21 protein-coding genes are annotated in these 20076 nt (G+C 66.0%); 6 read left to right on the forward strand and 15 right to left on the reverse strand.

From position 1 onward, the window contains the following. Window positions 1-21: 21 nt before the first annotated feature. The 13 genes from RT513_RS05345 to RT513_RS05405 form a co-directional block, all read right to left on the reverse strand. Window positions 22-1194 carry a hypothetical protein gene (locus RT513_RS05345; RefSeq protein ID WP_290687739.1) on the reverse strand — a complete coding sequence of 391 codons (1173 nt, stop codon included), beginning with the start codon at window positions 1192-1194 and terminating at the stop codon, window positions 22-24. Next, entirely contained in the window at window positions 1188-1796 is a 609-nt protein-coding gene (locus tag RT513_RS05350) for a hypothetical protein (RefSeq protein ID WP_088214108.1), read from the reverse strand. The genes RT513_RS05345 and RT513_RS05350 overlap by 7 nt, the downstream gene beginning before the upstream one ends. Continuing rightward, the gene (locus RT513_RS05355) at window positions 1793-2731 is read right to left on the reverse strand and encodes a VWA domain-containing protein (protein WP_088214107.1); all 939 of its coding nucleotides are present in this window, start codon (window positions 2729-2731) and stop codon (window positions 1793-1795) included. Before RT513_RS05355 ends, RT513_RS05350 begins: the two co-directional genes overlap by 4 nt. Further along, complete coding sequence (locus RT513_RS05360) at window positions 2728-3714, reverse strand: VWA domain-containing protein (protein WP_290687743.1); 987 nt, start codon at window positions 3712-3714, stop codon at window positions 2728-2730. Before RT513_RS05360 ends, RT513_RS05355 begins: the two co-directional genes overlap by 4 nt. Next, complete coding sequence (locus RT513_RS05365; protein ID WP_290687745.1) at window positions 3707-4069, reverse strand: hypothetical protein; 363 nt, start codon at window positions 4067-4069, stop codon at window positions 3707-3709. Before RT513_RS05365 ends, RT513_RS05360 begins: the two co-directional genes overlap by 8 nt. Then, on the reverse strand, window positions 4066-4935 hold the full coding sequence (locus tag RT513_RS05370) for a DUF58 domain-containing protein (RefSeq protein WP_290687747.1): 870 nt from the start codon (window positions 4933-4935) through the stop codon (window positions 4066-4068). Before RT513_RS05370 ends, RT513_RS05365 begins: the two co-directional genes overlap by 4 nt. After that, window positions 4919-5875, reverse strand: coding sequence for a MoxR family ATPase (locus RT513_RS05375; RefSeq protein WP_290687749.1), 957 nt, complete (start codon window positions 5873-5875; stop codon window positions 4919-4921). The genes RT513_RS05370 and RT513_RS05375 overlap by 17 nt, the downstream gene beginning before the upstream one ends. 352 nt (window positions 5876-6227) lie before the next feature. Next, the gene (locus RT513_RS05380; RefSeq protein ID WP_290687751.1) at window positions 6228-7655 is read right to left on the reverse strand and encodes a M20 family metallopeptidase; all 1428 of its coding nucleotides are present in this window, start codon (window positions 7653-7655) and stop codon (window positions 6228-6230) included. Window positions 7656-7692: 37 nt separating this feature from the next. Next, window positions 7693-8694: an ABC transporter ATP-binding protein gene (locus RT513_RS05385; protein ID WP_290687753.1), complete on the reverse strand. Its 1002-nt coding sequence runs from the start codon at window positions 8692-8694 to the stop codon at window positions 7693-7695. Beyond that, window positions 8691-9674 (reverse strand): ABC transporter ATP-binding protein, encoded by a 984-nt coding sequence (locus RT513_RS05390; RefSeq protein WP_290687755.1) that lies wholly within the window; start codon window positions 9672-9674, stop codon window positions 8691-8693. The genes RT513_RS05385 and RT513_RS05390 overlap by 4 nt, the downstream gene beginning before the upstream one ends. Beyond that, window positions 9671-10591 (reverse strand): ABC transporter permease, encoded by a 921-nt coding sequence (locus tag RT513_RS05395; protein ID WP_290687757.1) that lies wholly within the window; start codon window positions 10589-10591, stop codon window positions 9671-9673. The genes RT513_RS05390 and RT513_RS05395 overlap by 4 nt, the downstream gene beginning before the upstream one ends. Beyond that, on the reverse strand, window positions 10588-11565 hold the full coding sequence (locus tag RT513_RS05400) for an ABC transporter permease (RefSeq protein ID WP_290687759.1): 978 nt from the start codon (window positions 11563-11565) through the stop codon (window positions 10588-10590). The genes RT513_RS05395 and RT513_RS05400 overlap by 4 nt, the downstream gene beginning before the upstream one ends. Window positions 11566-11629: 64 nt before the next feature. After that, window positions 11630-13240, reverse strand: a complete 1611-nt coding sequence (locus RT513_RS05405) for an ABC transporter substrate-binding protein (RefSeq protein ID WP_290687761.1) — start codon at window positions 13238-13240, stop codon at window positions 11630-11632. Window positions 13241-13397: 157 nt separating this feature from the next. Between RT513_RS05405 and RT513_RS05410 the strand changes: the two genes are divergently transcribed. Together RT513_RS05410 and argE are read left to right on the forward strand one after the other, a co-directional pair. Next, window positions 13398-14363, forward strand: a complete 966-nt coding sequence (locus tag RT513_RS05410; RefSeq protein WP_290687763.1) for a LysR substrate-binding domain-containing protein — start codon at window positions 13398-13400, stop codon at window positions 14361-14363. Between the two features lie 2 nt (window positions 14364-14365). Beyond that, window positions 14366-15535: an acetylornithine deacetylase gene (argE, locus tag RT513_RS05415; RefSeq protein WP_290687765.1), complete on the forward strand. Its 1170-nt coding sequence runs from the start codon at window positions 14366-14368 to the stop codon at window positions 15533-15535. Window position 15536: 1 nt separating this feature from the next. Here the strand turns inward: argE and RT513_RS05420 are convergent, their stop codons facing one another. Together RT513_RS05420 and RT513_RS05425 are read right to left on the reverse strand one after the other, a co-directional pair. After that, window positions 15537-16526, reverse strand: a complete 990-nt coding sequence (locus RT513_RS05420; protein WP_313533703.1) for a serine hydrolase — start codon at window positions 16524-16526, stop codon at window positions 15537-15539. Between the two features lie 58 nt (window positions 16527-16584). After that, window positions 16585-17481 carry a LysR substrate-binding domain-containing protein gene (locus RT513_RS05425; protein ID WP_313533704.1) on the reverse strand — a complete coding sequence of 299 codons (897 nt, stop codon included), beginning with the start codon at window positions 17479-17481 and terminating at the stop codon, window positions 16585-16587. Between the two features lie 96 nt (window positions 17482-17577). On the opposite strand from RT513_RS05425, the gene pcaD reads away from it, so the two are divergent. The 4 genes from pcaD to pcaG are packed head-to-tail and all read left to right on the forward strand — an operon-like array spanning window position 17578 to window position 20070. After that, complete coding sequence (gene pcaD, locus RT513_RS05430) at window positions 17578-18354, forward strand: 3-oxoadipate enol-lactonase (RefSeq protein WP_290687771.1); 777 nt, start codon at window positions 17578-17580, stop codon at window positions 18352-18354. Then, the gene (gene pcaC / locus RT513_RS05435; protein WP_409518397.1) at window positions 18351-18731 is read left to right on the forward strand and encodes a 4-carboxymuconolactone decarboxylase; all 381 of its coding nucleotides are present in this window, start codon (window positions 18351-18353) and stop codon (window positions 18729-18731) included. Before pcaD ends, pcaC begins: the two co-directional genes overlap by 4 nt. Further along, complete coding sequence (gene pcaH / locus RT513_RS05440; RefSeq protein WP_088214093.1) at window positions 18728-19465, forward strand: protocatechuate 3,4-dioxygenase subunit beta; 738 nt, start codon at window positions 18728-18730, stop codon at window positions 19463-19465. Before pcaC ends, pcaH begins: the two co-directional genes overlap by 4 nt. Then, window positions 19465-20070, forward strand: a complete 606-nt coding sequence (pcaG, locus tag RT513_RS05445) for a protocatechuate 3,4-dioxygenase subunit alpha (RefSeq protein ID WP_290687777.1) — start codon at window positions 19465-19467, stop codon at window positions 20068-20070. The genes pcaH and pcaG overlap by 1 nt, the downstream gene beginning before the upstream one ends. Window positions 20071-20076: the final 6 nt, after the last annotated feature.

The following is a 20076-nucleotide window of genomic DNA, read 5'->3' on the forward strand; positions in this document are numbered from 1 at the left end:
ACGATTGCCGCCCGCTCCCGGCTAAACCTCGCTCCGTCCAGCCGCCTGGCGCAGATCGCGGACAAAGGCTCCGGGTTGGAACGCATGTTGCTCGGGCCCGTAGATCCTGCGATCCAGCCCCGCGAGCAGCGATCTTATCGCCGGCGATGTTCGGCCATCCAGATACGCCTCCGCCGCGCGGCGAAGCGCAAGGGGATCGCCCGACCGGGCGGCACGCCGGAGCGCAAGTCGCGGCAGGGGCGACCAGCGCCGCCGAAGCCGCTTCCAGCCTGCGCGCCCCGAGGCGGGCACGCTGCGCCAAAGCATCACCCCCGTGCCAGCACCCATACCCGCGATGATCGCGGCGCCGGAGAGTGCATCCTCCCACATTCCGAAACGTCCCGTCGTCGCCCGGTTCGCTGCGAAACTGGCATAACCAATGGAGAGAGGCGGGATTTCCACACTCTCCATCCGGCGGGTGTTGCTGTCGAAATAGGGGATGGTGACGGGTTCGATGACCCCCGGCTCCCCGGTTTCCGGGCGGAACTGCCATGTCCAGACCACCTCCGCCACCGGACCTTCGGCGGTAAGGGTCAGCTTGCGCTCGACCGGCGCGGCGAAGGTGATGAGCCAGTTCTCCGAGACCACGGGCCGGGGCGGCAACATCTCCGGCAGCGCGCCTTCCGCCGTCAGGGTGATGCGACGCGTGACGGTTTCGCCGTCGGCCAGATGTGCGGGATCGGTGGAGAGTTCCTGTCGAAGTGTCAGCCGCTCTGCCGCCAGCTTCCAGCCGCGATCCGCCGGGAATGGGCCCACGGGGATTTCCACCGGCTGGGCCTTCACCTCCCGCGGCTGGCGCTGGCTCGCTTCGTCAATGATGGTCAGGTGGTGAAACACCGGGCCGAAGTGCAGCACTCCCGGCCGTCGGGGGAAAAGCGCCAGATGCCGCTCCATCACCTGCCATGGCAGCCCATCGATGATCTCCTGCCGCCAGCTGTCGGGGGCAGTCTGGATCCAGTCGAAACTCTCGCTGGGTGCGATCTCCAGCTTCTCGTTCGCCACCTTGCGGTCATAGACGGCGCGGATGGTAACGGGGAGCATTTCCCCGGCGATCAGGTCCTTGTGTCTCGGCTCGGGCCGGATCGTGAGCGTAAGGCTTTCCGCTCCCGCGGGCGAGGCGAGCAGCGTGAGGAAGAGAAGCAGCCATCTCACCATGGATCGCCCTCCTGCGGCGCCGTCAGTCCCATCGAAAGGCGGCGGTCGTTCTCGGCGGCGAGCCTGAGCCGCAGGAACGCGCCGGGATCGTCGGGAACCGTCGCCAGCCACTCCCGGTCGGCTACCCGTCTGCCCGCGTCGAGCGGGCGCCCGAGCCGCTTCACCTCGTCAAGCGGCGACCCGCCCGGCGTGGCTATGGCGACGACAGCGATCCGCCCCGCTTCGTTACCCTCGCCCATCTGCGGCGGTATGAGCGCGTTCACCAGGTTGCGGTTCTCCCGCGCGGCACTGTCAGCGGGGTTTGCGAACAGCACCGCGTCGAAGTAAGCGCGGGAGAGGGGGTAATTCCCTGTCGCGGCGAGCGAGAGGCCACGGTTGTAGGTGGAGGACCGCCCCGCACGGGCAAAGGCCGCGTCCGCTTCCGCGTAATGTCCTGCCTGATAGAATGCGACGCCCGCGATGGCAGGATCATCCAGAAGCGATGAAGCCAGTCCCGGCTGCCCGGCCATGAGCAACAGCCGCCCCCCCGCCTCCCGACCGGCAAGAAGCACAGCCGCCACGCCTGCAAGGGCGATCAGCGCCGCGATACGGGCCGGGGTCATGCGCGCCTCCGGTAGAGCGGCAGAGCAAGCAGCATCGCCAGTCCCACGCACCACGGTCCGAGGTCGCGAAAGACCCGCGTCGCCTCCCCGCTCCTTGCGAGGCGGGCCGTCCGCGCGGCTGCGATCTCGGCCAGAAGGGGGCGCGGAGTCGCTGCCGGAAACTCCTTCCCGCCGCCTGCCGCCGCAAGCTGCACAAGGGCGCCCCGGTCCGGCGTGGGCGCTCCCTCTGCCGCGCGGGGGAGGGAGAGAGCCCAGACACGCGCCCCCTCCGCCTGAAGCCGCCGCGCTTCCGTCAGGGCCGGGGGGCCCACCCCGCCGCCATCGGAGATGAGGACGAGGTCCGCGCCAGCGATGCCCGGGCCATCCTTTCCGGCCACGAGGTTTCGGCTCTCGGCGAGCGCGATGTCGGGACGGCTGCCGGTGACCGGCATGGTATCGGCCGCCAGCACCGCGATGATGCTCTGAAGACTGGCCGCGTCGCTTGTCGGAGCGGAGGCGATATAGGCATCCGCGGCATAGACCATGATGCCTACCGGCCGACCTTCGGATTGATTGAGCAGGAAGGCCGCCGCCGCCTGAAGGTCGGGAAGCGCCGGGCCCGCCGCGACGGAAGGGGAAAGGTCGAGCAGCAGCAGCATCGGATCGAGCGCGCGGTACTCAACCCCCCCCGGTCGCAGAACCGCAGGCCCCGCAAGGCCGAGGATGAGAGTGCCCGCGATGAGGAGGGGCAGCAGCGCCGCCCTGTCGGCTCGGGCTGGCAGGATCTGTCCCAGCGCCAGCAATTCGCGCCGGATGGCTGGGTCGATGAGCGTCGTCCAGGGGCTTCGCCCCCGTTGCGCGCGAAGCCAGACCGCCAGCGCGGCAAGCGGCAGCAGGGCCAGAAGCCAGAGCGGACGCAACAGCACCAGACCGGCGCCAAGGGCGAAGGGCGTCATGCTGCTCGCCCCGAACGGCGGGTGAAAAGGTCCGTCGCCTCCACCACCGCCACGCCGAGGGCCAGCAGCAGGGCAAGCGCGGCTGGCCAGACCCACAGGGCCTCTGCCACGATCACTGGGGGACGGGTGGAGGGGTTCGGCTCCAGCCTGTCCAGATCGGCGGCCATCTGCACGAGGTCCGCCATATTGCGCACCCGCCAGGAGCGCCCGCCGCTGGCCTCCGCAATGTCACGGAGCGCGGCGATATCAACGGCATCCCGGGCGGCGGGGCGCGTCTCCAAATCCTCCGGGCCGAGAGCAATGGTGTGAACCCGGACCCCCATCGTTGCAGCAAGCCGCCCCACGTCGCGGGCGTCCAGCCGGTCGGAGGTGTCGCGCCCGTCCGAGAGCAGCACGATCACGCGGGATGTCGCAGGCTCGGCCGTCACGCGTTTCAATGCCAGCCCCAATCCGTCTGCGATCGCGGTCGAGCGCCCCGTGATCCCGATTTCAGCGGCGTCTATGGCGCGCACGACAGCAGGAAGATCGTGTGTAAGCGGCGCGGCGACATAGGCCTGATCGGCGAAGATCACCAGCCCGATCCTGTCGCCCTCCCGCTCTGAGACAAAGCGGGCGGCCACGCGCTTGACAGCGGCGAGCCTGCTCGCGGTTTGTCCGTCGAGCGTGAAATCCGGCGTTTCCATGCTGCCGGACAGATCGAGCGCAAGCATGATGTCCCGCCCGGTCGCCGTCCTGTCGGGCGTGGGCCGCAACCACTCCGGTCCCGCGAGGGCAAGCGTGAGGCACAGCCAGAGCGCAAGCCGCAGCGGCAGGGAGCCATCCCGCAGAGGTCCTTCCGCCACCGGAACCCCCGCCGCCGCGATGGCTTCCGGAAGGTGCAGCGCTTCCGTCCGGTTCTCGCGCGGGCGCAGCAGATAGAACAGGATCACGGGCAGCGGCAAAAGAAGAAAGGCGAAGGGGTGGGAAAATTGCAGGTCAGCCATTCCGTCGCTCTCCCCAGGCCTCTGCAACCAGTCGCTCCAGATCCGCCGGGTCGTAGGACGTCCCCACATAAAGCGCGTCGCGATAGCTGTCTGGCAGGGCGACGCCGCGTTCGGCCAGGAGCCGTGCTCCGGCAACCAGCCGCTCGGAAGCGGGCAGGGCGCGAAGCTCGCCAAGCGCATCCGCAGCACGTCGCCGGGCGGGGCGCCGCCGGAGCAGTGGCGCAAGGACAAAGACCAGCGCCGCCGCGATGAGCAGTCCGATACCGAAAGCCGCAAGGATGTCCGCTGCGCCCGTGCGCACGAACTCCGCTGGCAGCCGGGGCGGATTGAGGGTTTGGACAAGGTCGCCGTTCATCGGGAGTCCTCCATGCCCGGGCCGATGCGTTCCGCAGCGATGCCGGGGCGATGCAGGGTTTCGACACGCGCCGCCGTCGTGGCAGCAAGGCCGGAGAACCCACGGCGGAGAACGTGTTTGGCATTATCGACAATCGGCAGCGGGCCCCCAGCGGGCGCGCGCTCGAAAACATCTTCGATGAGCAGGAAGCGCAGGGGACCACGGGTGGAAAGCGCGGCAAGCGTCTCTTCCCATGCAGCGCCGGGCAGGTCGAGACCCGTGGCTATCACAAGGCCGGCCCCCCGCGGCGCGAAACGTGCGGCGCGGCGCAGCTCGACGTCAAGCGGGGGTGTGGGCAGATTTGCCATCACCGCTTCCCGCGCCGCGGCATGGGCACGTGCGAGGCAACCCGCGACACGGGCCATCCCGCGCGCGCCGGGGGCAGGGCGCTCTCCAAAAATCCCGGTATCCGTGATCGCGGCGACCCCGATGGAGCCGCGCTCCGCAGCCTCCCGCCACCCTTCCATCGCCAGCTGCTCCGCCCCCACGACCGAACGGAAGCGCCCGCGCGTCGCCCAGAGCATCGGGCGGCGAAAGTCCGCGATGAGCAGCAGGGTCCGCTCCCGCTCCTCATGAAAGGTTCTGACCTGCGGCACCCCGGTTCGGGCGGTCGCCGCAGCGTCCAGATGCCGGGGGTCATCACCGTCGGCGAAGGGGCGGATCTCGCGGAGCGCCTGTCCACTGCCGCGTTGACGGACAGGTGTGAGGCCGGGACGCTCCGCCAGCCGCTCCTCCTTGCCGCGCCGGAGGACGAGCGGGGCGAGGGCGAGCAGACGGCTTGCCGTCACCTCGCCGACGCCTGCGCCTGACTCACCAAGGCCTGACATGATCGATGAGCCGCCGGACCAGATCGCGCGGGCCCAGCCCCTCTGACGTGGCACGCCAGCTCGGGACCAGACGGTGCGCCAGCACGTCCGGCGCCAGCAGCTCCACGTCTTCGGGAAGCCCGTGATCCCTCCCGAGCAATCCTGCCCGCGCCCGCGTACAGGCCGCGAGCGCCAGTGTTCCGCGGGGAGAGACGGCATGTTCGACCAGCCCCGCGAGCGGTCCCTCCCCCGTCTCCCGTGTGGCGATGACAAGGCGGACGATATAGTCCTTGAGGGCAGGGGCCAGCAGCACATTGTTCGCCGCCCGGGCTGCGGCATGGATGGTATCGGCTCCCAGCCGCGACTGCGTGCCGGGGGGTGGCGCGCGCAATTCCCCCTCCACCAGATCGAGAATCCGACGCTCCGCCTCCGCGCCCGGCAGGACCAGGTCGACATGCAGAAGGAAGCGGTCCAGCTGCGCCTCCGGCAGTGGGAAAGTGCCTTCGTGCTCGATGGAGTTCTGCGTGGCGACCACCATGAACGGATCGGGAAGCGCCCGCGTCGTGCCTCCCGCCGTCACCTGGCGTTCGGCCATCGCTTCCAGCAGCGCCGACTGCACCTTCGGGGGCGCGCGGTTGATTTCATCGACGAGCACGAGCTCATGAAACAAGGGGCCCGGCAGGAAATCGAACCGTCCCGTATCCGGCCGGAACACCTGCGTGCCCGTCATATCGGAAGGCATGAGGTCCGGGGTGCACTGGATGCGCGCAAAGTTGCCCGCCAGCCCCTCCGCCAGCCGCTTCACCGCGCGCGTCTTGGCAAGGCCGGGCGGGCCTTCAATGAGCACGTGGCCACCCGCGACCAAAGCGATCATCAGCCGCTCAACCAGATGCTCATGGCCGATCAGACCTTCGACCATCTCATGGCCGAGCATCGCCACCGGCGCAAAGGCCGCGTTCATTCCACTGTCCTGTATCGTCACGCCGCTCCTCCCCAAGATCGAACGTGTCGGTCCACAGTGACAGAGCGCACGCGCCTGCGCCACTCCTCAATAGCTGCTACTTAAGAATGACATAAGAAGGAGGAAGGGGGCGGAGGGGGACGGTTCATTGCGCCCCATGGTGCATTGGGAGGGCGTCTCGGCGGGCCAGGTCAAACGTATCAGAGATGCAATGCTCGTCTGCGTGCTGTTCTCCGGCGGCGCGAAAATGGCGGCAGAGAATCCCTGCCGCCAGAGTGCTCACCACCATGCAGCGACCACGTCCTTCCGCCGGATCGTATCCCGCTCGGAAAAGGTGGTCCGTTGAGGTGGCTCAGAGGTCCACGGGCCGGGGAAGGATTGGCGCGCTGACATCAGCCGGGATCGGGCTGGTGTAGGGCGTCCTGTCGAGCCGTGCCTTGTGATCTGCCTTGGCACGCGCGAGCTTGGCAGGGTCGGTCAGCAGGTCGACACCGGTTCCTGCCATCACCTTTGCGGCGTAGATCAGCCCCTTGTGCGCCGCCCCCGCCTTGCCCTGCGCGGTGATCTGCCAGGAATGACCGGGGGATCCGATGGCATGGGTGGCAACGCGGGCCTGCACGGTGGGCACCGCCCAGGAGACATCGCCCACGTCGGTGGAACCGATCATCGGCTCACCCACGGCCTCCAGCGGGACGATGAAATCGCAAAGAGGCGTCTCCTCCCGGAGCGGGACGCCGGCGCGGCGGTAGTCCTTCTCTATCGCCTCATCGCCCACCGTGGCCTGAATGCTGCGGGCGTAGACGTGGTCTGCCTCGTCGAACGGTACGGGGCCGAGGCGCTGCATGTTGGCGAACATGATTTCCTCCATCGGTGTGTTGCCAAGGAGGTTCGACACGGCGGAAAGCACGCGGCTGGTGACACGGGTCTCCGTCATCAGCGCCGCGCCTTCCGCGACCTTCACGACGCGGGGATTGAGGGCGACCATGCCCTGAACATCGCGGGACCGGATGGCATAACGCACCGTCGCCTTCGCCTGTACCACGTTCGGGGCGATGCCTCCCGCGTCTATGATGGCATAGTGGATGCGCGTGCCTTCGGGGACATGCTCCCGCATGTAGTTGACGCCGACGTTCATCAGTTCCACCGCATCCAGCGCGGATCGGCCAAGGTCGGGCGCGGCAGCGGCGTGGGAGGCGCGCCCATGGAAGGTGAAGTCGATGCGCGTATTGGCGAGGCTCTTTGCGTCATCCACGCGCGTGATCGACGCAGGATGCCATGTGATCGCCGCATCCACGTCGGCGAACAAGCCATCCCGCACCATGAAGGCCTTGGCCGCGCCGCCTTCTTCCGCGGGACAGCCGTAGTAACGCACGCGGCCGGGCAGGCCCGTCTGCTCCAGATAGGTCTTCATCGCCGAAGCCGCCAGAAGTGCCGCTGAGCCCAGCATGTTGTGCCCGCAGCCATGGCCGTAGCCGGTGCCGGCAAGCGGCCTGTGTTCCGCAGCGCCCGCCTCCTGCGACAGGCCCGGAAGAGCGTCGTATTCCCCCAGAAACGCGATGACCGGCCCGCCGCTCCCGGCCTCGCCGATGACGGCGGTGGGGATCCCGGCCGGGGCATCGGTAATGCTGAAGCCCTCTGCCTCCAGCATGGAGCGATGTTCGGCGACGGAGCGGAACTCTCCATAGGCCAGTTCCGGCATTTCCCAGATACGGTCGCTGAGCGCGGTGTACTCCTCACGACGCGCGTCGATCAGGTTCCAGATCAGGTCGGTGTTCTGCATGGCTTCTCTCTGTCGGTTTTCTGACGCGTCGTCGGGGTCAGTTCTGGTCGTTCAGATGGCAGGCGGAGAGCCTGCCGGGGGCCACCGGCTTCAGCAAGGGCCGTTCAACCCTGCACCGCTCCATGGCGTGCGGACAGCGCGGGTGGAAATGACAGCCGGGCGGCGGATTGAGCGGCGAGGGGATTTCCCCCTTGATCGTGGAATAGCTCCGCCGCTTTGCTTCGAACGTCGGGATTTCGGAAATAAGCGCCTGCGTGTAGGGATGGTTCGGACGGGCAAACAGATCCTGCGCTTCGCCCAGCTCGATCATCCGGCCAAGATACATCACCGCAATCCGGTCCGAGATATGTTCGACGACGCCGAGGTCATGGCTGATGAACATGTAGGTGAGGTTTAGCTCCTCCCGCAGCTTCATGAACAGATTGAGGATCTGCGCCTGAATGGACACGTCCAGCGCCGCGACGGATTCGTCGCAGACGATGAAGTCCGGCTGCACGGCGAGCGCGCGGGCGATGCCGATCCGCGCCCGTTGTCCGCCGGAGAACTGGTGCGGATAGCGCCGCCTGGTCGTCGGGTCGAGACCCACGCGCTCCAACATCGTTTCGACATAGCCTTCCGCCTCCGCCCGGGAGACGAGGCCGTGGACGCGGGGGGCCTCGCCAACCAGAGCGTCCACGCGAAGGCGGGGGTTCAGCGAAGCCATCGGATCCTGAAAGACAAGCTGGATCTTCAGCGCCGCCTCCCGCGCCTCCTTGCCCTTCAGGCTGGCGACGTCACGGCCGCGGAAGCGGATCTGCCCCTCGCTCGGCGGCAGCAGCCCGGCCACCATCCGCCCCAGGGTGGACTTGCCGCAACCGGATTCGCCCACGAGCCCGAGGACTTCGCCGGTCCGCACGGCAAGATCCACACCATCGACCGCGTGGACGGTGGGCGCGTCGATCGGTGCACCCAGCCGTTTCGCGGTGCGTTCGGCAAAGTCGAGATTGCGGGTGAAGCGTTTGGAGACGCCGGCGATTTCGAGAACGGGTGCGGATGTCACGGGATCAGCCCCTCCAGTTCGAGATGGGGGTGGAAGCAGCGCACCTTGCGGCCCGCCCCGGCTTCGCGGAGCGCCGGTTCCGCCAGACAGGCGGCATCGGCGCGCGGACACCTGGGGCGGAAACGGCACCCTTCGGGCAGGTTCATGAGCGACGGCGTCATCCCGGGGATCTGCCGCAGCTCCGAGCGGTGGGGTTTGCCATGGGGGACGGAGTCGATCAGGCCGCGGGTATAGGGATGGACGGGGCGGGTGATGACCTCCGACGTCTCGCCCTCCTCGACGATGCGGCCCGCATACATGACCACCAGCCGGTCCGCGAGGCCGGAGACCACGGCAAGGTCGTGCGTGATCCAGATGAGGGCCGTTCCAGTCTCCCGGCAGAGCTTCTGCACTTCGGCAAGGATCTGCGCCTGGATCGTTACGTCAAGCGCGGTCGTGGGTTCGTCGGCGATAATAAGGTCCGGCTTGTGCAGAAGCGCGATGGCGATGGCCACCCGCTGCCGCATGCCCCCGGAGAATTGGTGAGGATAGCTTCTCAGCCGCTCCTCGGGCGCCGAGATCCCTACCTGCACCAGCGCCGCGCGCGCGCGCTCCATCGCCTCGGCGCGGGACACCTTGTCATGCGCAAGCACCGTCTCCACCATCTGCGTGTCGATGCGCAGAACCGGGTTCAGGGTCATCATGGGATCCTGAAAGATCATCGCTATGCGCTTGCCGCGGAGCCCTTGCAGACGCTTTTCGTCCATCCGGGCGAGATCATCGCCGTTGAACAGAACCTGCCCCCCCACGACACGCCCCGGTGGATCGACAAGACCGAGAAGCGAGAACCCGGTGACAGACTTGCCGGAGCCGGATTCACCCACCAGACCGAGTATCTCGCCCCGGTTCAAGGTGAAGCTTACCCCGTCCACCGCCTTTGCGACCCCGTCACGCGTCATGAAATGTGTCTTGAGGTCGCGGACATCGAGAAGCGCGGTCATTTCTGCAGCCTCGGGTTCAGCACGTCGCGGAGCCTGTCCCCGACGAGGTTGATGGAGACGATCGTGACGAGCAGGGCGATCCCCGGAAACACGCTCACCCAGTAGCGGCCCGACAGGAGATAGTCGTAGCCGTTGGAGATCAGCAGGCCGAGCGAGGGTTCCGTGATCGGCACGCCGACGCCCAGGAAGGAAAGCGTGGCCTCCAGCGCGATGGCCTGCGCGATCTGCACCGTGCCGACAACGATCAGCGGCGGCAGGCAGTTCGGCAGCAGGTGGCGGAACATGATCCGGCGATGCGACAGCGCAAGACAGCGTGCGGCGTCGATATAGTCCTTCCGCCGCTCCACGATGGCGGAGGAGCGCACCGTGCGGGCATAATAGGCCCACTGCACGATGATGAGGGCGAGGATGACCTTGTCCACCCCCCGCCCGAACAGCGCGAGCAGTATCAGTGCCACGAGAATGGAGGGAAATGACAACTGCAGATCCACGATGCGCATGATGAACGTGTCCACCCGCCCCCCGAAATAGGCGGAGGCCGTGCCCGCGATCACGCCGATCACGATGGCGCAGCCGAGGGAGACCAGCGCGACGAGCAGCGAAATCCGCAACCCGTAAAGGATGGCGGAAAGCATGTCGCGCCCCTGCGGATCGGTGCCCAGCCAATAGGTCATGCCGGAAAAGCTGGTCTCGCCGGGTGCAAGGCCACCGTCCATGATGTCAAGCTGCGCAAGGTCATAGGGGTTCTGCGGGGCGATCAGGGGTGCCGCGATTGCCAGCAGAACGACGGCGGCGAATACCAGAAACCCGATGAGCGCCAGCCGGTCTTCTGCAAAGCCCCGCAGGATCCGCCACAGCGGCGACTGCATCCGGGGTTTGCGCGGGGCGGAGGCCGTGGTTTCAACCGTATCGGTCATCCTTTCACCTCCGACAGCCGGACGCGGGGGTCGAGCACCGTATAGAGCACGTCCACCACGAGGTTGATGGTAACGATGATGACCACTGTCAGCATCAGGTAGGCAACGATCACCGGACGATCGAGCAGGTTGATGGAGTCGATCAGCAGCTTGCCCATGCCCGGCCACGCAAAGACCGTCTCCGTGACGATCGCAAAGGCGACCATTGAGCCGAGCTCCAGCCCCAGTACGGTGACGAGCGGGATCATGATGTTCTTGAGGACATGCACGGTGACGATCCGGTTGCGCGACAAGCCCTTGGCGCGGGCGAACTTGATGTAGTCCTGCAGGCTCACCTCTCGCGTGTTGGCGCGGGCAAGGCGGATGACCAGCGCCATCTTGAACAGCGCGAGGTTCATTGCCGGAAGCAGGAGATAGACCCAGCCCTGCGGCGTGAGGAAGCTCACCGGCACGCCCAGCACGGAAACGGTCGGGCCACGGCCGCCTGCGGGCAGCCAGCCGAGATAGACCGCGAAGACAAGGATCAGGATCATCCCCTGCCAGAAGTTGGGCAGCGAGAATCCCATGATCGAGCCGGCCATCACGGAGCGTCCGCCGATGCTTTCGGGCTTCAACCCCGCATAGATGCCGAGCGGAATTCCAAGCAGGACAGAGATGAACAGCGCCACAAAGGCCAACTCGAACGTGGCCGGCATCCGCTCCAGAATGATCTGCAGGGCGGGGCGTCCGTACACGAAGGATATGCCCAAGTCGCCCCTGAGCGCATTGCCCGCAAAGGTGAGAAACTGTTGCCAGAGCGGCTGGTCGAGGCCCAGACGCGCAATGGTGGCCCGGATCTCCGCCTGAGTGGCGTCCGGGCTGATAAGGATATCGACGGGGTTGCCGATGGCATAGACGCCGAGAAAGACGAGAACAGCCATCACGACGACGGCGAGAATGCTCTGGCCGATGCGGCGCAGCAGATAGACGATCATGAGAGGGAACTCTGGCGTTCGGGCAAGGCGCCGGGCCGGATTGGCCCGACGCGTCGCGCGGTCGTCAGTCGGTGGCTTGCGTCACGGTGTGGGCAAGCGTGTACTGATCGACGCGCGGCTCATAGTTCACCTTGGGCGACATCGCCCAGGCCGAGCGCTCGTAGTGAAGCGGCAGGATGCCGTGCTCGTTCAGAACGATGTTCTCTGCCTGCTGGAGCAGTTCGGAGCGTTCGTCATCATCGATCGTGACCATCGCCTTTTCCAGCAGAGCATCCATCTCCGGATTGGTGTAGCGCCCGGCATTGGTCACGCCCAGCCCCGCGTCGGGGTTGTAGGTCGCCACCAGCGACTTCAGCGGAGACGACATCTCGCCCGATGCCGCGCCCCAGCCTGCCAGGAAGGCCGGATAGTCGAGTGCGTTCCGGCGGGAGAAGAACTGGCTCGCCGTCGTCGCGTCAACCTTGGTGCGGATGCCGATCCGGCTCAGCATCTGCGCCACCGCCTGCGCCACCTGTTCATCATTGATGTACCGGTCGTTCGGCGTGCCGAGCGTCAGTTCGAAGCCGTTCGGGTAGCCGGCCTCCGCCATGAGCTGTTTGGCCTTCTCGGGATCATAACCATCGGCCGGGCGCCCGGAAGTGCCGAACATCGGCGGCGGCAGAAGCTCGCCCGCAGGGGTAGCGTAGCCGCTCATGATCCGGTCCACGATTGCTTCGCGGTTGATGGCGAGGGACATGGCCTCCCGCACGCGGGAGTCCTCCAGCGGGTTTTTCCCGTCTGCTCCGGCGATGCCCTTGTGAGCGCCGTCCTGGAACAGCGCGATATAGATCACACGGTTGGAAAGCGCATCCACCACGTTGAAGCCGGCGTTCTTGATGCGCGGCAGGTCCTGCACGGGCGGGGCCTCGATCAGATCAACGTCACCCGCCAGAAGGGCCGCGACGCGCGGACCGGCGCTGCTGATGGGGCGGAGCGTGATCGTCTCCCATTCCGACTTGTCGCCCCAGTAATCCTCCGCCCGTGTCAGCACGATCTGCGACCCGCGGGTGAATTCCTTGAGCTTGTAGGGTCCTGTGCCGACGACGAGAGCCGGGGAGTTGAAGGCTGCCTGCTGCGGCACCTCCCCCATCCCCTCGCAACCGCCCTTCTTGAAGGCGAGGTCGTCCGTGGCACCGCTGGCATCTGCCGACATGATTGCCCAGGTCGAGCTTTCCACGGGCAGGAGGGGGTTGGGGCCGTCAGTGCGGATGATGACGGAGTGGTCGTTCTCCGCCTCCATGCCTGCCACGGATTTCGTGTAGATGGAGAAGGAGGAGGGCGAGTTCTCCACCATCGGAATGCGGCAGACGCTGTAGATCACGTCACGCGCGGTAAAGGGGGTGCCGTTGTGGAAGGCGACATCCTCGCGCAGCCGGAACCGCCATGTGGTCTCGTCCAGCGCCTCCCATTCGGTGGCGAGCTTGGGTTGCAGGGCCTGCACGGCATCCTGATCGAGCAGTGACTCGAAGATGCTCAACCGAACCTGCGTATTGGTTGCGAGGTTGTGGAACTGCGGATCCATCGAAGTCGGCTCCGACGCAAGGCCGATGCGAAGGTTCTGCGCCGAAACCGCCGAAACGAGCGCGGTGGACGAAAAAAGCGTGGCTAAGGCGAGGGTTCGCCAGGTCGCTTGCATGTTGATCACCCTGTCAGTTGGTCGTTTTCTTATGTTTCTTAGTGAAGCGGCAGGCCCCGCGGAAAAGCCGGACCATGCCCCTTGGAGTTCAGCGTAGTATGAGTTATTGAAATATCCAAGTCCATAAATCATGCAAAATGGTTATAGGGAAGCGGATGTGAGCGCAGCAGATGATGGTCGCGGGGGGGAGCGCCGGTTCAACCTGACCCTGCGAGAGCTGGAGGTGCTCCGCGCTCTGGTGGAGGCAGGGACCGCGACGACGGCGGCCCGCAGGCTCGGTCTTACGCAGCCGGCAATCAGCCGGGCTTTGGCACAGCTTGAGGAGGCGTTGGGACGGACCTTGTTTGACCGGTCGGGTGGCAGGCTGGTGCCGACGACGGATTGTCTCATTATAAACGAGGAGCTGGGACCGGTGTTCGCGGCGCTGGAACGTATTTCCCGCCCCGAGGCGCCGCGGCAGAAGGGACGGGGGCATACGGGGCGGATGGTCGTCGCCGCTCCGCCGACCATCGCACACCGCTTCCTGCCTTCCCGCGTTGCCCGTTTCATCAAGATGAACCCGGATCTGGAGGTGACGTTCGAGGTGGTTGCATCCGACGCGCTCATCACCGGAGTGGCGGAGGGGCGTTACGAAGTCGCGCTGACGGATACGGTGCCGTCTCACCCGGCCGTGCGAACCGAGGTCGTGCTGGCGAGCGAGGCGGTGTGCGCGCTGCCCTCCCGCCACCGGCTGGCGGCGAAGGAGGTCATTGAACCGGCCGACCTGACGGGAGAGCCGTTCGTCGCATTGACGCGCCGCCATTCGGGCCGCATCGCCATCGACAGGGTGCTGGAGCGGGCGGGCGTCACACCGTCCATCGTAGTTGAGACCGCGACAGCCGTCTCTGCCGCGGAATTCGTTGCGGAAGGGCTGGGCGTAGCCCTGCTGAACCCCTTTCCGATCGCCCACCGCCTTGCTCCCGGGGTGGTGATCCGGCCTTTCACGCCCGCAGTGCCCTATCGCACCTCATTTCTCACGCCTTCCAGCCAGCCGATCAGCCCTGCTGCCGCCGATTTCATCCAAATGGTGCGCGCCGAACTCGTCGATCGCTTCAGCCCTGGCGCGCTTACCCAAAGGAGATGACCATGCCCACCCCGACCAGTGCGGAGGTTCTGTCCCGTCTTGTCGCCTTCGACACGACGAGCTGCAATTCGAACCTGCCGCTGATCGACTACGTCGCGGACTATCTTGCGGAGCTTGGTATCGAGAGCCACCGCATATTCGACGCGACCGGAGAAAAGGCGAACCTTTGGGCGACGATCGGGCCTGCCGACGTGCCGGGAACGATCCTGTCGGGGCATACCGACACCGTGCCTGTTGCGGGACAGGTGTGGACGAGCGATCCCTTCACCCTCACGCCGCGGGGGGGCAATCTCTATGCACGCGGTGCTTGCGACATGAAGGGGTTTCTTGCCTGCGCCCTCGCGGCGGTGCCCAGGATGCTTGCAGCGCCGCTCGCCCGACCGATCCATCTCGCCTTCTCCTATGACGAGGAAGTGGGGTGCATCGGCGTGATCGGACTGATCGACTGGCTGGCTGCGCAGCCTGTGAAACCCGATTTCTGTGTGGTGGGAGAGCCGACGATGATGTCCCTCGTGGTGGGACACAAGGCAAAGCGCTCCATGCGAATCACCGTTCGCGGTCGGTCATGCCATTCCTCGCTTGCGCCGGATGGGGTGAATGCGGTCGAATACGGCGCCTTGATCGTGGCGAAGATGCGGGAGATCGCGGGGCGGCTTGCGGCGTCCGACAGGCAGAACCCGGCCTATGACGTGCCTCACTCCACGGCGCATGTGGGCACGTTCCACGGCGGAACCGCGCTGAACATCGTGCCGGATGAAGCGGTGATCCTTGGGGAGTTCCGCGTGCTGCCGGGAGAGGATCCGGACGCGCTGGTCGCGGAGCTGAGCGATTATATCGGCACGCTGGATGGAGAGATGAAGGCGCGCGCGCCGGAGACCGGGATCGACCTTGATGTCTATGCCGCATTCCCCGGCCTTGCCACGCCACCGGAGTCGCAGGCGACGGTGAGGGGCCTGTCGCTTGCCGCGGCCAATGGAACCTCCAGCGTTGCCTATGGCACGGAGGGGGGCCGCTTTTCCGAAACGCTGGGTGTGCCGACGATCATCTGCGGGCCGGGCTCCATCGGCGATGCGCACAAGCCTGACGAATACATCAGTGAGGCGCAGCTTCAGCTCTGCGACCGGTTCATGGAGCGGCTGATCGACTGGAGCCGGGCGAAGCAGGCCGCGTGAGTCAACATGCGGCAAGGATGCGGGCGAGCAGGTCGTGGAGGTCGCTCCGGTGACCGGTCCGGGCGGAGGGGATGCTATCGTCGGAGGTCATGACCACGGTCATCTCCCGTCCGGGCACGACATAGACCATCTGGCCGCCATAGCCCCAACCGTAACGGACCTCCTCGCCCCCGATGCGGCGGAGGAACCAGCCGTAGCCATATCCGTCGCCGTTGAAGCGGGAGCGCGTGCGGGGCGTCCACGACTCGGCAATCCAGCGGGCGGGGAGCAGGCGCTCGCCGGCCGCGTTCAGGCCGTCGCGCCGGTAAAGCTCGCCGAAGGACAGCAGCGAACGGGGTGTCATGGCCATCTGGTTGCCGCCCAGATAGACGCCCTGCGGATCGCGGTCCCAGCCGGTGATGGCGAAGCCTTCCAGCGGGCCGAACCAGTCCCGCGCCAGCGAAAGGCTCGACCGCCCGCCCGCCCGCGTGAGGATCGCGGACAGCAGATGGGTGGATCCGGTGGAATAGAGCATCCCTTCGCCCGGTCGCGCTTCGAACGGCATGGCAAGGGCCGCGCGGACCCAGTTGCCGCTGGAGACCCAGCGACCGTAGTTCGGCCCGGATGTCCGTCCCAGCCCCGCCTGCATGGACAGCAGATGCCCGATGGTGATCTCCTCCATCAGGGGATCGGGGTCCTGCGGAAGATCGCTGCGGAGCAGGGGAGCGATCCGCTGGTCCACGCCGTCCAGCATCCCCCGCTCGATGGCCATTCCGACCATGGCGGAGATCACCGATTTGGACGCCGACTTGATATTCTTCGGCTGGTCGGGCGCGTGCCCGCGATATCCCTGCGCCGCGATGACGGTGCCCCGCTGCGCCACGAGCAGGGTTTCGAGCGGCTGGAGACTTTCCGCCTCCTCCACCAGCGGCTGAAGCGCCACGCAGGCATGAGCCGCGAGAGGGAACAGGGGTGTCGCAGCGGCGAGAGCAAGGAAAAGACGGCGATCCATCAGCGCCATTTAAGCTGCGGTTTTGCCGCGTCCCGGAGGTTCACCCCGAAGTGATGTCTCAACCGCCGGTCGATGGCACCGTCCGCGCAATGTCTCGAGCGATTTCTTCCAGCGTCTCCAGCCCCGGTGCTTCATGCGTCTGGCGCCGGGTGGTGCCCACCGCTCCGGCAAGGAAGCGCGCATTCACCGGCAGCAGCGCCATCTCTCCCCGCTCCAGTTCCTCCGCGATGACGCCGCGAGAGATGAACCACAGGGCATCGGACCCGCGGCAGATCGCGCGCCCGATGGCGAGCGAAACGGTCTCCACCGCCGGTCGCAGATTGGGCAGGCCGACAGACGCCAGATAGTCGTCCACGGGCCGCCGGATGATCGCCGTGACAGGTGGCAGGATGAGCGGCGACCGCGCCAGCGCCTCGGCAGGCGGAAGGTCGAGCAGGGGGTGATCCTGGCGGGCGGCCAGCACGATATCTTCCTCATACAGGTGCTCGAAGCTCAGCCCCGCCATGTCCCGCGCCTCCGGCAGCCGGCCGATCATCAGGTCGATACCGCCTTCCCGCAACTGGCGCATCAGGTGGAAATGCGGACCCGTCTCCACCGCCAGCACCATCTCCGGCCGTATCTCGCGGAAGCGGAGCGCGACGCGGGGAAAGAACCAGCTTGCCACCGTCGGAAGGACACCGACCCGCAGCGTGCCTCCCGCGCGCGGGCGAAGGGCCGCGGCGCCCGCCTCCAGCGATTGCAGGGAAGCCGTCGCATGCCGCCGAAACAGGGCGCCCCCCTCAGTCAGCACGAGCCGCCTACCCTGACGCAGAAACAGCGGCTGACCGAGAAGCGTCTCCAGCTCGGCCAGCGTGCGCGACAGGGCGGGTTGGGTAATGCCCTGCCGCCGCGCGACAGCAGAAAGATTCCCCTCGCTCGCAATATCCAGAAAGGTCCGAATGTGCCGAAGCTTCACCGCTGGATGTATGCTCTCCGAGTTATCCATATGCGCGCTTTTTGCATTATCCATCGGTTTTCCCTTGTGGCAGATTATGGGAACGTGGAGGAGATCATGCAAGTTCTGACGCGCCCCTGGGGGGCGATGCATTACCGTGTGGATGGGGCGGACAGCGGGCCGGCTGTCGTCTTTGCGAATTCACTTGGGACCGATATGCACCTGTGGGATGCGCTCCTGCCGCATCTGCCGGAGGGTTTTCGCTTCATTCGCTATGACAAACCCGGACACGGCCTGTCCGATATCGCGGAAACCAGCATCTCCGAACTGGCGGACGATGCGGCAGCGCTTATCGAAGCTGTGGGAGGGCCGGTGGTGTTCGTCGGGCTGTCCATCGGCGGCCTTATCGGGCAGGCGCTGACCGCTACCCGCCCGGAGTTGATCCGGGGGCTCGTCCTCTCCAATACGGCGGCGAGGATCGGGACAGCGGAAAGCTGGCTTTCTCGCGTTGATGCCATTAAAGACAATGGCTTGGAGAGCATTGCTGACGCGGTGATGGAGCGTTGGTTCGCCGAGGCCTATCGGACGCGGCCCGAGCTTGCGCTGTGGCGCAACATGCTCGTCCGTACCCCGGCAGAAGGCTATATCGCCGCCTGCAAAGCCATTGCCGCCGCCGATCTGACGGAAACGACGCGTCAGATCAAGGTGCCGGTGATCGTTATCGCGGGCAGCGAGGATGGCGCGACACCTCCCGATCTCGTTGCAGGGACGGCTGCCCTTGTTGACGGCGCGGTCCTTCATCGGATGGAGGGGGTCGCGCATATACCATGTGTAGAAGATGCAAAGGCTTACGCGGACATATTGACAACATTTCTGAGGGAGACATGCCAGTGACGGATATTCTTGAACAGGGAATGGCGACCCGTCGCCGTGTTCTCGGCGATGCGCATGTGGACCGGGCGGAAGCCGCCAAGAGCCCGCTCGATCAGCCCTTTCAGGAGCTCATCACCGATGCTGCATGGGGCCGCGTCTGGTCGCGCGACACGATCTCTCTCCGGGAGCGCTCGATGCTGACGATCGCGCTCCTTGCGGGGCTGGGGAACGACCATGAGCTTGCCATGCACATCCGCGCCACCGCCAATACCGGCGCGAACCAGGAGGACGTGATGGAGGCGCTTTTGCACGTGGCGATCTATGCCGGCGTGCCGCGTGCCAATCACGCCATCAAGATAGCCAAGGAGACATTCGCAGAAATGGAGGCAGCGCAATGACTCTCAGCAACACCATCGATCGTGGGCCGCTTTACTTCCGGGATCGGGACTGGCACCCGCCAGCCTATACGCCGGGCTACAAGACATCGATGACCCGTGCGCCGTTCCGGCCGCTGGTCGCGCTCGGCTCCACACTCTCGGAGGAGACGGGGCCGGCGTTCGGGCAGTCCATGCTGGGCGAGCTGGACAACAACCTCATCCTCAACTTCACCGGCGATCCGGCAATCGGCGAGCGGATCATCGTCCACGGCAAGGTTATGGACGAGAATGGGCGCGGGATACCGGGCGTTCTGGTGGAGATCTGGCAGGCCAATGCGGGGGGCCGCTACCGTCACAAGAAGGACAGCTACGCCGCGCCGCTCGATCCGAACTTCGGTGGCTGCGGGCGCACCATCACGCGGCCCGACGGATCCTATGAGTTCCTCACGGTGCGCCCCGGCGCGTATCCCTGGCCGAACCGCGTCAACGACTGGCGGCCCATGCACATCCACCTGTCGATCTTCGGCTCTGGCTTTGGTCAACGGCTTATCACCCAGATGTATTTCGAGGGCGATCCGCTGATCCAGCGGTGTCCCATCGTGAAAACCATTGGCCAGCAGAAGGCGATCGACGTGCTCGTCGCGCCGCTTGACATGAACCGCGCCATCCCGATGGACTGTCTTGCATACAAGTTCGATGTCGTGCTCCGTGGTCGCCGTCAGAGCTTCTTCGAAAACCGGAAGGAGGGCCTGTGATGCAGGAACTCGACTATCTGAAGGAAACGACCTCCCAGACGGCCGGACCTTACGTTCATATCGGTCTGACCCCGAACAAGCTCGGTATCCCCGGCATCTATCCGGTCGATCTCGGGGAAAGCCCGATCAGCGACGGCGCCAAGGGCGAACAGATCACCATCACCGGCACCGTGCGCGATGGGGCAGGCATGATCCTGCGCGACGCGCTCATCGAAAGCTGGCAGGCGGATGCGGACGGTATCTACCCGGGCAACGATCCCCGTGGAGCCGCAGATCCCAACGTCTCCGGCTGGGCGCGGATTATCGCAGATTTCGACAGCGGTGAATGGACGTTGAAGACGATCAAACCGGGGCGCGTTCCCTTCCCGGATGGGCGTCTGATGGCGCCGCACATCGCGCTCTGGGTCGTGGCGCGGGGGATCAACCTGGGCCTCCAGACCCGGATCTACTTCGAGGGAGAGGATAACGACTCCTGCCCGGTGCTTCAGCGTATCGAGTTCCGGGAGCGGGTGAACACGCTCATCGCCAGAAAGACGGGCGAGGGCGCATACCGCTTCGACATCATCCTGCAAGGCGAGAACGAGACCGTCTTCTTCGACATGTGAGGTAAA

The sequence above is a fragment of the Haematobacter sp. genome, from assembly GCF_032102465.1.
Lineage (GTDB): Bacteria > Pseudomonadota > Alphaproteobacteria > Rhodobacterales > Rhodobacteraceae > Haematobacter.

Excerpts from the sequence above, each read along its gene's own strand:
- RT513_RS05345 (WP_290687739.1), bottom strand. The coding sequence starts at position 1,194 with ATGGTGAGATGGCTGCTTCTCTTCCTCACGCTGCTCGCCTCGCCCGCG.
- RT513_RS05350 (WP_088214108.1), bottom strand. The coding sequence starts at position 1,796 with ATGACCCCGGCCCGTATCGCGGCGCTGATCGCCCTTGCAGGCGTGGCG.
- RT513_RS05355 (WP_088214107.1), bottom strand. The coding sequence starts at position 2,731 with ATGACGCCCTTCGCCCTTGGCGCCGGTCTGGTGCTGTTGCGTCCGCTC.
- RT513_RS05360 (WP_290687743.1), bottom strand. The coding sequence starts at position 3,714 with ATGGCTGACCTGCAATTTTCCCACCCCTTCGCCTTTCTTCTTTTGCCG.
- RT513_RS05365 (WP_290687745.1), bottom strand. The coding sequence starts at position 4,069 with ATGAACGGCGACCTTGTCCAAACCCTCAATCCGCCCCGGCTGCCAGCG.
- RT513_RS05370 (WP_290687747.1), bottom strand. The coding sequence starts at position 4,935 with ATGTCAGGCCTTGGTGAGTCAGGCGCAGGCGTCGGCGAGGTGACGGCA.
- RT513_RS05375 (WP_290687749.1), bottom strand. The coding sequence starts at position 5,875 with ATGAACGCGGCCTTTGCGCCGGTGGCGATGCTCGGCCATGAGATGGTC.
- RT513_RS05380 (WP_290687751.1), bottom strand. The coding sequence starts at position 7,655 with ATGCAGAACACCGACCTGATCTGGAACCTGATCGACGCGCGTCGTGAG.
- RT513_RS05390 (WP_290687755.1), bottom strand. The coding sequence starts at position 9,674 with ATGACCGCGCTTCTCGATGTCCGCGACCTCAAGACACATTTCATGACG.
- RT513_RS05395 (WP_290687757.1), bottom strand. The coding sequence starts at position 10,591 with ATGACCGATACGGTTGAAACCACGGCCTCCGCCCCGCGCAAACCCCGG.
- RT513_RS05400 (WP_290687759.1), bottom strand. The coding sequence starts at position 11,565 with ATGATCGTCTATCTGCTGCGCCGCATCGGCCAGAGCATTCTCGCCGTC.
- RT513_RS05405 (WP_290687761.1), bottom strand. The coding sequence starts at position 13,240 with ATGCAAGCGACCTGGCGAACCCTCGCCTTAGCCACGCTTTTTTCGTCC.
- argE (WP_290687765.1), top strand. The coding sequence starts at position 14,366 with ATGCCCACCCCGACCAGTGCGGAGGTTCTGTCCCGTCTTGTCGCCTTC.
- RT513_RS05420 (WP_313533703.1), bottom strand. The coding sequence starts at position 16,526 with ATGGATCGCCGTCTTTTCCTTGCTCTCGCCGCTGCGACACCCCTGTTC.
- pcaD (WP_290687771.1), top strand. The coding sequence starts at position 17,578 with ATGCAAGTTCTGACGCGCCCCTGGGGGGCGATGCATTACCGTGTGGAT.
- pcaH (WP_088214093.1), top strand. The coding sequence starts at position 18,728 with ATGACTCTCAGCAACACCATCGATCGTGGGCCGCTTTACTTCCGGGAT.
- pcaG (WP_290687777.1), top strand. The coding sequence starts at position 19,465 with ATGCAGGAACTCGACTATCTGAAGGAAACGACCTCCCAGACGGCCGGA.